We start from the raw sequence: 17619 nt of genomic DNA on the forward strand, positions 1-17619 counted from the left end.
CAACTCTTTTACAATTTCAAGCGTCTAAAAATTATGAGTTTATTATGTGTTGTTTAACAAATTTTAAAGATTTGCTTGTAACATAAAACCTATGTTTGCGACTATCAACAAAACCCAATCATGAAAAAAATTACTTTTCTTTTTCTACTTTTTACTATTAATATAAGTCTTGCGCAAGTAAAAGGAACCATTACAGATACTAAAGGCGAGCCACTTTCTTCAGTAAGTATTTATGTAGATAAAACCAATAAAGGAACCACCTCTAACGATAATGGAGAGTATATTTTAGAGCTTTCCAAAAAAGGAAAACACACCATTATTTTTCAATTCTTAGGATTTGAAACGTTAAAGAAAGAAATAAATATCACCTCTTTTCCTTTTGAATTAAACGTAAAACTGAAAGAAGAAAATGTTGTTTTAGACGAGATTTCTATTTCTACGAAAGACAACCCTGCAAATGCAATTATTAGAAATACCATAAAAAATAAAGAGAAAACAACCGATAAATTAGGAACATATACTGCCAAATTTTACTCTCGTGGATTGACTAAAATAGACGACGCTCCAGAAAGTTTTTTAGGAGAAAGTTTGGGCGATTTTGGTGGAGGTTTAGATTCTACTAGAAGTGGAATTATTTATTTATCGGAAACATTTTCTAATATTTCTTTTCAGAAAAAACCCAAAAAATTTAAAGAAAACATTGTGGCTTCCAAGGTTTCTGGACGAGACAATGGTGTAAGTTTTAACAGAGCAGAAGATTCTAGTATTGATTTGTACGAGAATAGTATCGAAATTTTTAACAATTTAATATCACCAATTTCTACCAATGCTTTTAGTTACTACAAATATAAATTAGAAGGTACTTTTTATGATCCGAATGGAAAACTCATCAATAAAATAAAGCTGACTCCAAAAAGAAAGGGAGACCGTGTTTTTGATGGTTTTATTTATATTGTAGAAGACGATTGGGCTGTATATGGAGCAGATTTAACCACAACTGGTGCTCAAGTTAATATTCCCATTGTAAATTCTTTAACGCTAAAACAGAGTTATAATTATTCTAATGAAATAGCTGGTTGGGTTTTAAGAACACAAACGATAGATTTTGATATTGAATTTTTTGGTTTTAAGCCCAATGGAAAATTTTCTTATGTATATTCTGAGTATGATTTTAATCCAGATTTTAACGAAAAAACATTTACCAACGAAGTTTTAACCTTCGAGAAAAATGCTACCGAAAAAGATTCTGTGTATTGGAATAAATTGCGTCCAGTTCCTTTAACCAAAGAAGAAACCAAGGATTATTCTATAAAAGATAGTATAAAAGTAGTCCGAAAATCGAAGAAATATTTAGACTCTATCGATGCAAAAGGGAATAAATTCGGTTTGTTAGATCCGTTAATGGGGTATTCATTTAGAAATTCTTACGAAAACAAGTCTTTTTCTTATAATGGACCATTGTTAAGAACAAGTTTTAATACAGTGCAAGGCTTAAACACATCTGCTGGTTTTAGTTATTTTGAACAGCTAAATAAAAAAGGAAAATGGTGGACTGCAGGTGCCAACGTAAATTATGGTTTTTCTGATGAAAGGGTAAGACCCACTTTTTATTTCACCAAAAAATGGAACAATTTTTCCAGACCAAGATTAAGTATTTTTGCGGGTGTTACAACTCCTCAATTTAACGGAAGAGAACCAATTACAAAACTGAATAATCTTTTTAGTTCTTTGTTAGATCGATTAAATTATTTAAAAATTTACGAGAAACAATCTGCAAAAGTTAGTTATTCCGAAGAAATTAAAAATGGAGTTTATTTTTCTTCCTCATTAGAATATGCGAAAAGAAAACCACTATTTAATACCACCAATTATTCGTTTGCGCCACAAGATAAAAATGGAGGTTATACTTCTAACAATCCTTTAGATCCAACAGATTTTACAAATCCTGCTTTCGAAACGCACAATATTGCAACTTTAAATGTAGGCGCGACTTTTGTTATTGGTCAGAAATATTTGTCTTATCCAGATCGTAAAACCAATGTTGGTGGCTCTAAGTTTCCAAGAATAAATGTTGCCTATACAAAAAGGTTTGGAGCTTCTAATTCCGAATTAAATTCAGATTTATTCTCAGGAAATATTAGACAAAATTTAAATGCTGGAAATTATGGAGAATTCGAATATAACATTCGAGGAGGCATCTTTTTAAAGAAGAAAAACATTGCTTTTATGGATAAGTTACAAGCCAATGGGAATCAGCTTACTTTTCCATTAGACAATCAATTAACTAGTTTTGGTTTGTTAGAATATTACAAATTTTACACTAATGATAAGTATGCAGAAATGCATGCACAACACAATTTTAAAGGAGCAATTTTAGGAAAAGTTCCATTATTAAATAAATTAAATTTACATTTGGTGGGTGGTGTAAAAGGGCTTTTTATGGCAGATAAAAAACCGTATACAGAAGTTTCTGTTGGGTTAGATAATATTGGTTTTGGCAAATGGCGCTTTTTACGAGTAGATTATGTGCATTCTAATTACGGGGGTGTTTCTAATGATGGTTTCTTGTTTAGATTAAGCTTGTTTTAAAATATATATTGATGAAAATTGAAACTCTTTTTTTCGGAATTACTGCAGATTTAGTAGCAACAAATAATCTAGAAATTACGATTTCAGACAATAGTTCTGTAAACGATTTTAAAATGTTGCTGAAGGAAAAATATCCACAATTAGAAAACATAAATTCCTATGCAATTGCTGTAAATGAAGAATATGCAGAAAATGATTTGCTTTTAAAAGAAAGTGATGTTGTTGCTATAATTCCGCCAGTAAGTGGAGGTTAAAACTACCTTAAATATTTCTTATCAATATAAAAAGTACCAAAAGGAATTACAGAAGCAACTAAAACAATTCCTAATGTTTTGTTGTCCCAATTCATTTCTTTTTTAATAACAATTGCTAAAACCACATATAGCATAAAAAGAATTCCATGAGGCATTCCTAGCATTTTTACATAAGAAGCATCGCCTTGTAAATATTTAATTGGTGTTGCTATAAATAGTAGTAATAAGTAAGAAACTCCTTCTAATAAACTTACAATTCTAAAGAAACTTTTCATTTTTATGAAGTATTGAAAATTAGATTGCAAAGATACATTTTGAATTGCTATTTTTGTTGAATAATGAAGAGAACTTCCATTAAAATAACATCAGAAAAATTAGATTTACAAGAATGCTACAGTTTTGTAGAAGATGATTCTTGTGGTGGAATTTCTGCATTTATTGGAACTGTAAGAAACGATACTCAAGGAAAAGAGGTTACTCAACTAGATTTTTCTACCTACAAACCTATGGCTATTAAAGAAATGCAGAAAATTGCAGATTTGGCTTTAGAAAAATTTCCTATTCATAAAATAGCCATTCATCATGCAGAAGGAATGTTGCAAATTGGCGAAATTCCTGTAATTATTACAGCTTCTTCAAAACATAGAAAAGCAACTTTCGAAGCTTGTGAATTTGCAATAGATACTTTAAAAGAAACGGTTCCTATTTGGAAAAAAGAATATTTTTCTGATGGAGAAGTTTGGGTGAACGCGCATCCGTAAATAAGTTTGAAAGTTTCAAATTGTTGGATTCTGTCACTTCGAGTGATTTCGATTTTTCATTGAAATTGTATCGAGAAGTTTTTAGAGCAACAACTGCTAACTGCCCAATGAAGACTGCCTACTCAAAGTCTTTCGACTTTGAAGCCACAAGTAAAACTGCAACCCAAATAAAATTGCACCAGCTAATAAATGTATTGCTTGTGTTCCTAAAGGAATGTCTGCATAATACATTAAAATTCCAGTCATGGTTTCTAAAAAGATTAAGAAAACAATCCAATTTACCAATTTATAGCCAAGATTTTTTATTTGATTGATGTAAAACAGTCCCAAGTTTACCAAAACAATAGCAATGGTAAAAGATCTGTGAAAATAGAATTTAAAGTTAGCATTCATTAAACTATAATTCTTGTTTTCGAAACCGTATAATTTTACTTGCTCGTCTATAAACTGTCTTACTTGTGTTCCCATTGCAATTTGTATCAACGAGAAAATAACAGAAACAATAATTAGTTTATTAAATAGAGCATTATAGTTATAGACTTTTTGTTTATTAGAAACTATAAATTGCAACCATAATAAAAGTGCAATAATTACAAGACCAACCACCATATGAATGGTAATAATTGTTGGTGTTAAATTAGAATCTACCACAGTTTTTCCTAACCAAGCTTCAAATAGCATTAAAAAGAAAGATGTGTAAGCAAGAATAGGAATTAGTTTGTTTTTCTTTCTGTTTTTATAAGCACCGTAAATTAAAAAGAGAAAAACAAAACCGGCTAAAACTGAAGCTAATCTATTTATATATTCCGTCCAAGTATGGAACTTGTTAAACTTGTTATAATCGTGTTTGGTATATTTTGCCCAGTTTTTTATATTGAATTCAGAAGCTGTTCTTAAATCATGTTCAGCAACAAATAAAGCTTCGTCTTTTATAATGATAAACCCTTTTTTAAATTCTGCATTTGGTTTCCATGTAATTTGTTCTTCGGAAGTTGGTGGAATATAATATCCAAAACATTTTGGCCAATCTGGGCAACCCATTCCAGAACCTGTCATTCTAACTACAGAACCCGCTAAAAAGATTAAATAAACAGAAATTATTGAGATTTTTACAACTTTTGGAAACCTATTTTTCATCAAAAAAACTTTTTGCAAAGATACTTCAAAAATTAGTGTTCAAAAATATTTAGAGAAAGCTTCTCTTATGCATAAAAGTTCTAAATAAACAAGCTTTTTTATCGAGAAAGAATTGCATTTTTATTTTACAACAAATTTTATTTTTTATTTCTGATGATATTTTTATCTAAAAAAGTTTTTTTTAGGAATGTCAGCAATAGCAGTAAGTTACCTCTTTTTTTTCTTTTAATTATCTGATTTTCAGATTATTGAAAAATCACTAAAATTTTACGATATTCATAATTCTAGGTTAATTGTTAAAAACTTCAAGGGATTTGTGAATAAGTATGACTTTCATTTTGGATCAAAAATCGCAATCTTTGTAGGAGTCGTCCCTAACGATTTATTAACATTCAAATAACACCATTTTACCGTGAAAATTACTCAAATTATTAAAAGAGACTCTGGAACTAGCAATTTCGAGTTAGACAAAATTACAAGAGCCATAGAAAAAGCAATGATTTCTGTAGATAATGGTTCTTTAGAAGATGCAATGGCAATTACTAATATTGTTAACGGTACTTTATTAGAAAGAAAATTAAACGAACCTAACTATACACCAACTGTAGAACAGGTGCAAGATATTGTAGAATATAAGTTAATGGACAGTCGTTTTCGCGATGTTGCAAAAGCTTATATTTTATATAGAGACGAGCAAACAAGAAACAGAAAAAGAAATATTTTCGAAAAAAGGTTGAATTTAAAACCTTACGATTATCCTGAATTAAACGAATATGTAGATGCAATTAGACACTCTTATTGGATTCATACAGAATTTAATTACACAAGCGATATTCAAGATTTTAAAACTTCGCTTACAGAAGTAGAAAAAAACGCGATAAAAAATACGATGTTGGCAATTTCTCAAATAGAGGTTGCTGTAAAAACTTTTTGGGGAGACATTTATAAGAGAATGCCAAAACCAGAAATTGGTTCTGTAGGTTCTACGTTTGCAGAAAGTGAAGTAAGACATCATGATGCATATTCTCATTTATTAGAGGTTTTAGGGTTGAACAACGAGTTTAAAAACTTGAAAAAGAATCCTGTAATTATGAGACGTGTTAATTATTTAGAATTGGCATTAAAAAACGTGAATAGCGAAGACAATAAAGAGTTTTCTGAATCTATAATTTTGTTTTCATTATTTATAGAACACGTTTCTTTATTCTCACAGTTTTTAATTATTATGGCTTTTAATAAGCATAAAAACGTGTTAAAAGGAATTTCTAATGTGGTAGAGGCAACTTCTAAAGAAGAGCAAATTCATGGAGATTTTGGTATTGATGTAATTAAAATTATTAAAGAAGAAAATCCAGAATGGTTTGATGAAAGCCATAGTTTACTAGTACAAGAAACTTGTAAAGAAGCATTTTTATCAGAAAGTAAAATAATCGATTGGATTTTCGAAAAAGGAGAATTAGACTTTTTACCAAAAGCGGTAATAAAAGAATTTATAAAAAACAGATTCAATAAATCTTTAGAAAGTATTGGTATCGAAAAAGTATTTGATACAGATGAAGCATTATTGGCAGAAACAGATTGGTTTGATGATGAAATTATTGGAACCAAACATGGAGATTTCTTCGTAAAGAGATCTATCAACTATAGTAAAAGAACAAAAAGTATAACCAGCGACGACTTATTTTAAACCATGAACCAAACAAACACAAAAACTACAGAACTTACAGAGCACGAAATATTAATTCAGGCTAGAAACGCATCAAGAAAAGAAATGCTTGATAACATGAAAGAACCTGAAATTACATGGCTAACAGAAAATAGTCGTAAATTTTTAGAATCTGGTTATTTAACAGGAGATACAACTCCAGAACAAAGAATTCGCGAAATTGCGGATAATGCAGAAAAGATTTTAAACAAACCTGGTTTTTCAGATAAGTTTTACAAATATATGGCTGCTGGGTTTTATTCTTTAGCATCGCCAATTTGGTCGAATTTTGGTAAGAAAAGAGGTTTACCAATTAGCTGTTTTGGAAGTCATGTTGCAGATGATATGGGAGATATTTTATTCTCACAATCAGAAGTTGGTATGATGTCTAAACTAGGAGGAGGAACTTCTGGTTACTTTGGTAAGTTGCGTGAAAGAGGAGCAGATGTAAAAAATAATGGTTCATCATCTGGTTCAGTTCATATCATGCAGTTGTTCGAAAAAATGGTTGATGTTGTTAGTCAAGGTTCAGTAAGAAGAGGTCGTTTTTCTCCATATTTACCAGTAGATCATCCAGATATTAAAGAATTTTTAGAAATTGGAACAGAAGGTAATCCAATTCAAGAATTAACCCATGGAGTTACTGTTGGTAACCAATGGATGGAAGAAATGATTGCTGGAGATGTAGAAAAAAGAAGCATTTGGGCAAAAATTTTACAAAGAAGAGGAGAAATAGGATATCCATATATATTGTTTAGAGACAACGCAAATAATGGAACGGTTGATGTTTACAAAGACAAAAATCACGAAATTTATGCAAGTAACTTGTGTACAGAAATCATGTTACCATCAAATGAAGATTGGTCTTTCGTTTGCTGTTTATCATCTGTAAACTTATTACATTACGATAAGTGGAAAGACACAGATGCAGTAGAAACGCTAACCTATTTCTTGGATGCAGTAATGCAAGAATTCATTACAAAATTAGAAGTTTATAGAGATTCTGCAGATAGAGACGACCAGTTTACGTTTCGTTTTATGGAAAAAGCCTATAATTTTGCAAAAGAAAACAGAGCATTAGGTTTAGGAGCTTTAGGATGGCATTCTTTATTACAATCTAAAATGCATGCGTTTGATAGTGCAGAAGCTTATGCTTTAAATAGCGAAATCTTTAAAGTTATTAAAGAGAAATCTTACAAAGCTTCAGAAGATATGGCAAAAGAATATGGAGAGCCAGCTGTTTTAAAAGGATATGGAAGACGTAATACAACGTTAAACGCAATTGCACCAACAACGTCATCAGCATTTATTTTAGGACAAGTTTCTCAAGGAATTGAGCCAATTTGGTCTAACATTTATGTAAAAGATATTGCAAAAATTAAAACGACGATTAAAAACCCAATTTTAGAAAAAGTTTTAGAAGAAAAAGGGAAAAATATCAAAGAAGTTTGGACGAGCATCAGAGATAATGATGGTTCTGTATTGCATTTAGATTTCTTAACAGAAGCAGAAAAAGATGTGTTTAGAACGTATTCAGAAATCGACCAAAACGTAATCGTTTATCAAGCTGCAAACAGACAAAACCATATCGATCAAGGGCAATCTATCAATATAATGGTGCACCCAGATATGCCAATTAAAGACGTAAATGCAGTATATATTAATGCATGGAAATTAGGTGTAAAATCGATGTATTACCAACACAGTATGAATGCTGCACAGAAATTCAAACAAAAGAAAGAATGTGCTTCTTGTGAAGGATAATCAAAAATTAAATAAAAAGTTCGTAAAAGAGAGAAGCAGCAATGTTTCTCTTTTTTTTTGGAGCTATTTCCAGCTTTCCACTATATCTTTTTGCCAAAAAAGGCAAAAAGGATGTCGTTTCAATCTGGGCTAAACTTGTTTAGTTACTTTTTGTTGTTCTTGAAAATTTTAGAAATTTAATTAAACATCTTTTTTCGTATTTTCGTGCAACTTGATATTCCTACATAAAAGGAATCTCAATTTTAAAAATAAAATAATGAACTGGGAACAACTCCTTTCTTTAAAACGCTTTGGCGACACCCAAAAACGCCCAAGAATTGCACAAGACGAAACACGTTTGGGTTTCGATGTAGATTTCGATAGAATTATATTTTCATCAGCATTTAGAAGCTTGCAAGATAAAACACAGGTAATTCCTTTATCGGAAACCGATTTTGTACACACAAGACTTACACACAGTTTAGAAGTTTCTGTAGTTGGTAGAACTTTGGGTAGAAGAGTTGGGAAAGTGTTGTTAGAGCGTCACCCAAAGTTAGCAGAATTAGGCTACACTTTTAACGATTTTGGTGCAATTGTAGCAGCAGCTTCAGTAACACACGATATTGGAAACCCGCCTTTTGGACATTCAGGAGAAAAAGCCATTGGCGAGTATTTTAAAACTGGAAATGGAGCAAAATATAAAGAAGATTTAACAGAAAAAGAATACCAAGATTTAATCGACTTCGAAGGAAATGCAAACGGATTCAAAATTCTTACAGAAAGCAGAGAAGGTATTTCTGGCGGATTAAGATTAAGCTACGCAACATTAGGTGCATTTTTAAAATACCCAAAAGAAAGTCTTCCAAAGAAACCAACAAACCATATTGTAGATAAAAAGTATGGCTTTTTTCAATCGGAAAAAGAAGCTTTTTTAGAAGTTGTGGAAGATTTAGGAATGAAACAAAAATCGACTACAAACGATATTTCTTTTTACAGACATCCATTAGCCTATTTAGTAGAAGCAGCAGATGATATTTGCTACACAATTATAGATTTCGAAGACGGAATAAACCTCGGTTTAATTGAAGAAGAATTCGCGTTAGAATATATGATTAAGTTAGTAAAAGATACTATAGACATTAAAAAATACCATTCATTAAAACATAAAACAGACAGAATTAGTTATTTACGTGCCTTGGCAATTGGTGTGTTAATTAACGAAGCTGTAGATATATTTTTAAATAATGAGGAAGCTATTTTAAATGGAACTTTCGAGAAATCTTTGTTAGATAAATGTAAGTATGAAGCACAAATTAACGACATAATAAAAATAAGTGTAGACAAAATTTACAAAAGCACAGAAGTTATAGAGAAGGAAGTTGCTGGTTATCGAATTATAGCAGACTTATTAGATGTATTTGTAACTGCATTAAATAACAAATTTAATGGTAATACATCAAACTTCGATATGTTGGTGCTAAACTTACTGCCAGATGAATATAAAACAGAAACAAATAGCTTATATAATAGAATTATGCAAATATGTAGTTTTGTTTCAAGAATGTCAGATAGTTATGCAATACGAATGCACAAAAAAATAACAGGAAATATTGTATAAGATTGTCAATTATTACTAAATTTGACTACTTTTTTACGAAAACAAAAAATTATGAATAAAAAACTATATTTATTAGCTTCAGTATTTGTTGTAGCTATTGTAACAATTATTATTTTTCAAAATCAAGAAACAGATATTGAGAAGCAACAAAGAGAATATGCTGAGTATATAAACAACCATCCTTATTCTAAAAGAAAACCTATTAGCAAAGAAGAGCTAAAAGCAATGCCTAAAAAAGATCGTCCAGATTTAGCATTTGAGCAAGATTTTCTTAGAACAATGGATCCTAAAACAAAAAAACTGCACCAAGATAGGTTGGTAAACGCAATTAACTATTCTAAAAATCTTAATAAAAAAGGTTTATCAAAAAAAAGTGCAGGTACAAACTTAACCTGGAATTCAAGAGGGCCAAAAACTGTGGCTGGTAGAGTTCGTGCTCTAATGTTCGACCCAAATGATGCATCAAATAAAAGGGTTTTTGCAGGTGGAGTTAGTGGAGGAATTTGGAAAAACGATGATATTACAGATGAGAATTCTTCATGGATACAAGTAAACCCAGAAATGACAAATTTCGCTATTTCTGCTATGACTTACGATCCTGTACAAACGAATACTTTTTATGTAGGAACAGGCGAAGGGTGGAGAAACGTGGATGCCGTAAATGGAGCTGGAATTTGGAAAAGTGTTGATGGAGGTGTTACATGGAATAACTTAGCATCTACAATAGACTTCGAATATGTTTTTGACATCGTTGTTAGGAATGAAGGTGGAACAGGAGTTATATACGCTGCAATGCAAGATTTAGATGGTATAAGTTCATCAGGTACAGATTTAATGAGGTCTACAGATGGTGGAACTACTTGGACATTAGCATTAAACGATGCAATAAGAGATTTAGAATTAGCTTCAGATGGAACAATTTGGGCCGGAAATGATAATGGTTCTATATATTCTTCCGTAAATGGAACCACTTGGAATTCGAAATACACTTCTTCATTACCTTCTTTAGGTAGAGTAGAATTAGCAACAGCACAATCAGACTCAAGAATAGTCTATGCATTAATTAGCAGTGAAAATAAATTAGGAGAAGTTTTAAGAACAGGAAATTCTGGGACTTCATGGGTAACAAAGTCGGAACCATCAGATTTTAGAGACTCTACAGTACCAGGTGATGATTTTACAAGAGGTCAGGCTTGGTATGACCTTATAATTGCTGTAGATCCTTCAGATGCAAATAAAATTTATGTTGGAGGTATAAATACTTTCAAAAGTGATAATGGAGGAATTCTTTGGACAAAAACCTCAAGCTGGGATAGTTTTTATGATAATACTGTTAGCTATGTTCATGCAGACATACATAATATAGTATTTAGACCAAATAATGATGAATTAATCGTTGCAACAGATGGTGGAATATTTTATTCTCCAGATAACTCTAATAACCAAACTAAAACAGGTTTTGTACCAAGGAATTTAAATTTTAATATAACACAATTTTACTCTGGTGCTATAGATCCAATTAATAAAGATGGTTTTTTAGGAGGAGCTCAAGATAATGGAACTAATTATTTCTCTGAACCAAATATAAGTTTAACATCAGAATTATTAGGAGGAGATGGTGGTTTTTCTTTTATAGATCAAACAGCTACAGATGGTACAGATGGAATTTACTATTTAGCATCAACTCAAAGAAATGTTACTTATCTATATGACTTTTCTAAAAACCCAACTTCCTTTGTAAGTTTAGTAAATAATTCTAATAGTGGAAGTTTTATCAATTCTTCGGATTATGATGATGAAAATAATATTTTCTATTCTTATGATAGTTCTAATATAATTACAAGAGCAAAATTAAAACCAGACAACCAAGATCAAGGTAGTGGTAATAACTTTTTAGGAGTTAAAGATTCAATTAAAGATAATATATTTTTCGGTGCAGAAGTTTCACATATTAGAGTTTCTCCATATAATAAAAACAATAGAAAAGTGTTTTTTGGAACAGTTACAAGTAGAATATTAAAAATGGACACAACAGACGATTCTTTTGTTGTAGTAAAACCTCCAATTGGTGTTTTTGGAACAGTTTCTTGTATCGAAATTGGTGCATCTGAAGATGAGATTTTAATTACTTATTCTAATTATGGTATAAGAAGTGTATATTACACTGTTAATGGTGGGCAAAACTGGAAAAATGTCGAAGGAAATTTACCAGACATTCCTGTAAGATGGGCATTATTTAACCCTTTAAATAGAAAAGAAGTTATTTTAGCAACAGAAGTAGGAATTTGGAAAACAGAAGATGTTACAGCAAGTTCTGTAGTTTGGGAACCAGCATCTACAGGAATGGGAAATGTAAGGGTAGATATGTTGCAATATAGAGCATCAGACAATTTGGTACTTGCAGCTACTCATGGAAGAGGAATGTTTACAACAAACTTTACAGATGGAACTGCTTCTATAGACGATGTTTTAACTGATAAAAAAGTATTTACAATATATCCAACTATTTCAAATGGAAACTTTACAGTGTTTGCTAAAAATAGCTTAGGAAAATCAAAAATAAATATTTTCGATATTTCTGGAAGGCAAGTTTATAAATCTAGTATCGATTTTACTTCTAAAGAAAAACAAGAAGTTTCTGTAAATTTAAATGTGGGAATTTATATCGTAAATGTTGTGGATGAAAACAATAAGAAATCATCAAATAAAATTATTATAAAATAGTTTAAAAACTATTTAAACCTCATAAAAAAGACGCTTAAAAGCGTCTTTTTTTATGAATAAGAATTTAGTAAATTAGTTAAGCTTTTAGGATCTATACCAATAGTATGTTGTAATTGGGTAACAGTTCCATGCTCAATAAAATAATCTGGAATGCCTAACATTTTTATTTTATGTAGATAATTATTCTCTGACGCAAATTCTAAAATCGAAGAGCCAAAACCACCTTTAATAGTTCCATCTTCTACAGTAATTATAGAACTATGGTTTGCAAAAATTTCTTCCAACAAATCTTTATCTAAAGGTTTTACAAAACGCATATCGTAATGAGAAAATATTGAAATTTCTGAAACCAGCTCTAAAGCTTCTGTAATATTTTCTGAAATCGTTCCAATGGTTAGAATAGCAATTTTGTTACCTTTTTGTAAGCAAATTCCTTTTCCAATTTCAATATCTTCAAAAGATTTTTGCCAATTTAATAATTTACCAGTTCCTCTTGGATAGCGAATTGCAATCGGGTTTTCTAATCCTTTTTGAGCTGTAAATAAAATATTTCGTAATTCAATTTCGTTTCTTGGTGCAAATACAATTAAATTAGGAATACAACGTAAATATGCCAAATCGAAAACTCCATGATGTGTAGCCCCATCTTCACCCACCAAACCTGCTCTATCTAAACAGAAAATTACAGGTAGATTTTGTAAAGCAACATCGTGTATTACTTGATCGTAAGCACGTTGTAAAAATGTGGAATAAATATTACAAAAAGGAATTAAACCTTGGGTTGCCATTCCTGCAGCCAAAGTAACTGCATGTTGTTCTGCAATACCAACATCAAAAGTTCTATTAGGAAATTTTTCAATCATAAACTTCAGAGAACTTCCTGTTAACATAGCTGGTGTAATTCCGACAATTTTATCGTTTTTTTCTGCTAATTCAACTAATGTTTTTCCAAAAACATCTTGGTATTTTGTATATAAACTTACATCTTTTTTTATACGTTCTCCAGAAATTTTATCGAATTTCCCTGGAGCATGATATGTTACTTGATCTTCTTCAGCTTGCTGTAAACCTTTTCCTTTTGTAGTAATAATATGTAAAAATTTTGGGCCTTTTACAGATTTTAAACGTTCTAATTCTAATAGTATTTTCGGTAAATTATGTCCGTCAATTGGGCCAGAATAATCAAAATTTAACGCTTTTATAATATTGTTTTGAGCTGCTAATTTCCGATCCGTTTTTACCTTCGTTAGATACTCTTTTAAAGCTCCAACAGAAGGATCTATTCCAATTGCATTATCATTTAAAATAATTAACAAATTTGCATTGGAAACTCCTGCATGGTTTAAGGCTTCAAATGCCATTCCACTTGCAATAGAAGCATCTCCAATAACAGCAATGTGGTGTTTTTTTGTTTCTCCTTTTAAATTGGAAGCAATTGCCATTCCTAAAGTTGCAGAAATAGAAGTAGAAGAATGGCCTACTCCAAAAGCATCAAACTCACTTTCTTTTCTTGTAGGAAAACCAGCAATTCCACCAAATTGTCTATTGGTATGAAAAATTTCTTTTCTTCCGGTTAAAATTTTATGTCCATAAGCTTGGTGTCCAACATCCCAAACTAACAAATCGTTTGGTGTATCAAATAAATAATGGAGTGCAATTGTTAATTCTACCACTCCTAAACTTGCTCCTAAATGTCCTTCTTTTGTAGCAACAATATCAATAATAAATGCGCGCAATTCTTTTGCTAATTGTGGCAATTGTTCTGAATTTAATTTTCTTAAATCTTCAGGGTTTGATATATTGTTTAACAAATTTTTCATTTGGCTACAAAAATACAACAACAAATTTTGTGTCCATAAAAAAGGACGGTTAAGAATTACAAATCTATCGTAAAAAAATTACTTAATTTTACTAAAAATGTAAATTACAAATGATACAGCCTTTTGACGATATTTATTTTATGAAAAAAGCTTTACAAGAAGCAGAAACTGCTTTCGATAAAGGTGAAATTCCAGTAGGTGCAATTATTGTTTTAAAAGATCAAATTATTGCAAGAGCTCATAATTTAACGGAAACTTTAAACGATGTAACTGCGCATGCAGAAATGCAAGCATTTACATCTGCCGCAGATTTTTTAGGTGGCAAATATTTAAAAGATTGTGTGTTATATGTTACTTTAGAACCTTGTCAAATGTGTGCTGGGGCTAGCTATTGGGCTCAAATTGGTAAAATTGTTTATGGAGCTTCTGAACCAGAAAGAGGTTTTATAAATTTAAATACAAAGTTGCATCCAAAAACAAAAGTGGTTAATGGTATTTTAGAAAACGAATGCTCCCAACTTTTAAAACGCTTTTTTATTGAAAAACGAAATTTGAATTAGTGTTAAAAATTGTTAATGTTTTAACAATTATTACTTTCAAAATTTGATATGTAGTTTGTTTTAGAGAACTTTAGCTTTTTATATACTAAAAAACAATCAAACTTCTTAAAATGAAAAACTTATTACTATCTATGGTGCTTGTGTTTGCTACATTTATAAATTCTGCACAAGAAACACCTAAACCAGATTACAGAGCTGCCGCTAAATACTCTCCAAAAAATTTGGCTAAAATGGTACACTCTACAAGCGTTAGACCTCATTGGCTAAAAAAGGGAAACCGTTTTTGGTATCAATATAAAACATCAGAAGGGTCTAATTATTATTTAGTGGATGCAGATAAAAAATCGAAAAAAACGCTTTTTGATAATGTAAAAATGGCAAAATGGTTAACGGAAATCACAAAAGATCCATATGATGCGAAACATTTACCTCGTTTTAATTTCAAATTTAACGAAGCAGAAAATGCCATTCGTTTTCGAGTAACTTCTACTGAAGAAGTTGAGGTGGAAGAAGATAAAAAGGAAGTTAAAAAAGACTCTCTTTCGACTAAAAAAGATTCTACATCTGTAAAAAAGGCAAAAAAGAAAAAGCCTAAAATGGAGAAGAAAGTCTATCATTTAGAATATAGATTAGGTGGAAATAGTTTAAAAATTATCGATACTAAAAAGCCAGAAAAGAAACCTTGGGAACGTTGGGCAAATGTTTCTCCAGATAGTACAATCGTTTTATACTCTAAAAATTTCAACCTTTATTGGATGGATAAAAAGAACTTTAAAAAGTTTATTAAAGACGAAAAAGACACAACAGTTGTAGAAAACCAATGGACAAAAGATGGTGAAGAAAACTTTGGTTATGGAGGTGGTTCTAGAGAAGACAATGTTGATAAAGAAAAAAATAAGGACAAGAGAAAAGGAATTTGGGGAACTTGGTCTCACGATTCTAAGAAGTTTGTTTTTCAAAAATCAGATTCTAGACATATTAAAGATTTATGGGTAATTAACTCAACAGGTAAAAAAAGACCAACTTTAGAAACTTATAAATATCATATGCCAGGAGAGCAGGAATATTATAAATCAGAATTATTAATTTTCGATATTCCTTCTAAATCTCATGTAAAAGTTGCACTAGACACAGTTCGTCAACAAAGTATTTCTGTTTTTAGAGCGCCAAGAAAAAAGTCGAGTTTCGACGATGATTTTAGACCATCTTTATTGCTTTCAAAAAAAGGGAAAGTATATTTTAGTGTAATTTCTAGAGATCGTAAAAAGTACGATGTTTGTGTTGCAGACATTAATACTGGAGAATATAAAACATTAATTGAAGAACGTTTTAATACGTATATAGAATCTCGTCCGTTAATTTTATTTAATAACGAAACAGAAATGTTGCATTGGGCAGAACGCGATGGTTGGGCACATTTTTATTTATATGATTCAAATGGAAACTTAAAAAACCAAGTTACAGAAGGCGATTATCATGTGGATGGTTTTGAAGGTTTAGATGAAAAATCGAGAACACTTTATTTTACAGCAAATGGTGTCAATAAAAAACAAGATCCTTACTATGCACATAGTTATAAAATCAATTTAAATGGAAGTGGAATGAAAGTTCTAAATCCTGGAGATTTTACTACAAATACGAATATGTCCGATTCAAATAAGTATTTTGTAAATAATTATTCGCGTGTAAATACTGCTCCAAAATCTGAGTTAAGAGATACTAATGGGCGAAAAGTTTTAGATTTAGAAACTACAGATTTATCTCAATTAATGGCTTCTGGTTATAAATTTCCAACTCCATTTAAAGTAAAAGCAGACGATGGAATTACAGATATTTACGGAGTAATGTACACACCTTTTCAAATGGATTCCACAAAAGTATATCCGTTATTAGAATATGTATATCCAGGTCCACAAACAGAAGCTGTAAACAAATCTTTTTCTTATAGAATGGATCGTTTAGATAGAATGGCACAAGTTGGTTTTGTGGTAATTACCCTAGGAAATAGAGGAGGTCATCCAGACAGATCTAAATGGTACCACAATTACGGTTATGGAAACTTACGTGATTATGGTTTGGCAGATAAGAAATATGTAGCACAACAATTAGCAAATAAGCACAAGTTTATCGATATCGAAAAAGTAGGAATTTACGGTCATTCAGGAGGTGGTTTTATGTCTACAGCTGCAATGTTGGTATATCCAGATTTCTTTAAAGCTGCAGTTTCTTCTGCAGGAAATCACGATAATAATGTGTATAATTCTTGGTGGAGTGAAACGCATCATGGAGTAAAAGAAGAGATTGACGAGAAAGGAAAAATTTCTCATAAATATAAAATTGATGACAACCAATCTTTAGCAAAAAACCTAAAAGGACATTTAATGTTAATCCATGGAGATATGGATAACAACGTAAATCCTGCAGGAACAATTAGAATGGCTAACGAATTAATAAAAGCACACAAGCGTTTTAAATTTATGATTATGCCAGGACAAAGACATGGTTTTGGAAACATGACTGAATATTCTTTCTGGTTAAGAGCAGATCATTTTAGTAAATATTTATTAGGTGTGGAAGCCACAGAAGTGGACAATATGTTCATGAATTTAGACAAACCAATGAATAGATAACCTATTGTTAACTGAAAATTTAATATTGAAAACTCTGAAGTAAAATTCAGAGTTTTTCTTTTTTAAATATGAATAACT

The 17619-nt window shown here is 30.8% G+C and carries 12 protein-coding genes; 9 read left to right on the forward strand and 3 right to left on the reverse strand.

Annotated elements, in window-relative coordinates; genetic code table 11:
• Nucleotides 1-120: 120 nt before the first annotated feature.
• Together H9I45_RS11555 and H9I45_RS11560 are read left to right on the forward strand one after the other, a co-directional pair.
• Nucleotides 121-2589: a DUF5686 and carboxypeptidase regulatory-like domain-containing protein gene (locus H9I45_RS11555; protein ID WP_088352682.1), complete on the forward strand. Its 2469-nt coding sequence runs from the start codon at nt 121-123 to the stop codon at nt 2587-2589.
• An 11-nt stretch (nt 2590-2600) separates the two neighbouring features.
• Nucleotides 2601-2843 (forward strand): MoaD/ThiS family protein, encoded by a 243-nt coding sequence (locus tag H9I45_RS11560; RefSeq protein WP_088352683.1) that lies wholly within the window; start codon nt 2601-2603, stop codon nt 2841-2843.
• A 2-nt stretch (nt 2844-2845) separates the two neighbouring features.
• Here H9I45_RS11560 and H9I45_RS11565 read toward each other — a convergent pair whose 3' ends face one another.
• On the reverse strand, nt 2846-3118 hold the full coding sequence (locus H9I45_RS11565; protein WP_088352684.1) for a DUF3817 domain-containing protein: 273 nt from the start codon (nt 3116-3118) through the stop codon (nt 2846-2848).
• 63 nt (nt 3119-3181) lie between these two features.
• Here H9I45_RS11565 and H9I45_RS11570 point away from each other — a divergent pair, with 63 nt between their 5' ends.
• On the forward strand, nt 3182-3604 hold the full coding sequence (locus H9I45_RS11570) for a molybdenum cofactor biosynthesis protein MoaE (RefSeq protein WP_088352685.1): 423 nt from the start codon (nt 3182-3184) through the stop codon (nt 3602-3604).
• A 96-nt stretch (nt 3605-3700) separates the two neighbouring features.
• Here the strand turns inward: H9I45_RS11570 and H9I45_RS11575 are convergent, their stop codons facing one another.
• Complete coding sequence (locus H9I45_RS11575) at nt 3701-4741, reverse strand: COX15/CtaA family protein (protein WP_088352686.1); 1041 nt, start codon at nt 4739-4741, stop codon at nt 3701-3703.
• A gap of 412 nt (nt 4742-5153) precedes the next feature.
• Between H9I45_RS11575 and H9I45_RS11580 the strand changes: the two genes are divergently transcribed.
• The 4 genes from H9I45_RS11580 (at nt 5154) to H9I45_RS11595 (ending at nt 12531) form a co-directional block, all read left to right on the forward strand.
• Nucleotides 5154-6428 carry a ribonucleotide-diphosphate reductase subunit beta gene (locus tag H9I45_RS11580; RefSeq protein WP_088352687.1) on the forward strand — a complete coding sequence of 425 codons (1275 nt, stop codon included), beginning with the start codon at nt 5154-5156 and terminating at the stop codon, nt 6426-6428.
• Between the two features lie 3 nt (nt 6429-6431).
• Nucleotides 6432-8210, forward strand: coding sequence for a ribonucleoside-diphosphate reductase subunit alpha (locus H9I45_RS11585; RefSeq protein ID WP_088352688.1), 1779 nt, complete (start codon nt 6432-6434; stop codon nt 8208-8210).
• Between the two features lie 256 nt (nt 8211-8466).
• Entirely contained in the window at nt 8467-9807 is a 1341-nt protein-coding gene (locus tag H9I45_RS11590; protein WP_088352689.1) for a deoxyguanosinetriphosphate triphosphohydrolase, read from the forward strand.
• Between the two features lie 51 nt (nt 9808-9858).
• Nucleotides 9859-12531, forward strand: coding sequence for a T9SS type A sorting domain-containing protein (locus H9I45_RS11595; protein ID WP_088352690.1), 2673 nt, complete (start codon nt 9859-9861; stop codon nt 12529-12531).
• Nucleotides 12532-12581: 50 nt separating this feature from the next.
• On the opposite strand, the gene dxs is transcribed toward H9I45_RS11595, so the two are convergent.
• A complete protein-coding gene (gene dxs / locus H9I45_RS11600; protein WP_088352691.1) occupies nt 12582-14351 on the reverse strand; it encodes a 1-deoxy-D-xylulose-5-phosphate synthase in 1770 nt (589 codons plus the stop codon).
• Between the two features lie 110 nt (nt 14352-14461).
• Here dxs and H9I45_RS11605 point away from each other — a divergent pair, with 110 nt between their 5' ends.
• A complete protein-coding gene (locus H9I45_RS11605) occupies nt 14462-14911 on the forward strand; it encodes a nucleoside deaminase (protein ID WP_088352692.1) in 450 nt (149 codons plus the stop codon).
• 110 nt (nt 14912-15021) lie between these two features.
• Entirely contained in the window at nt 15022-17541 is a 2520-nt protein-coding gene (locus H9I45_RS11610) for a S9 family peptidase (RefSeq protein ID WP_088352693.1), read from the forward strand.
• Nucleotides 17542-17619: the final 78 nt, after the last annotated feature.

Origin of the sequence: Polaribacter haliotis (assembly GCF_014784055.1) — a bacterium.
Lineage (GTDB): Bacteria > Bacteroidota > Bacteroidia > Flavobacteriales > Flavobacteriaceae > Polaribacter > Polaribacter haliotis.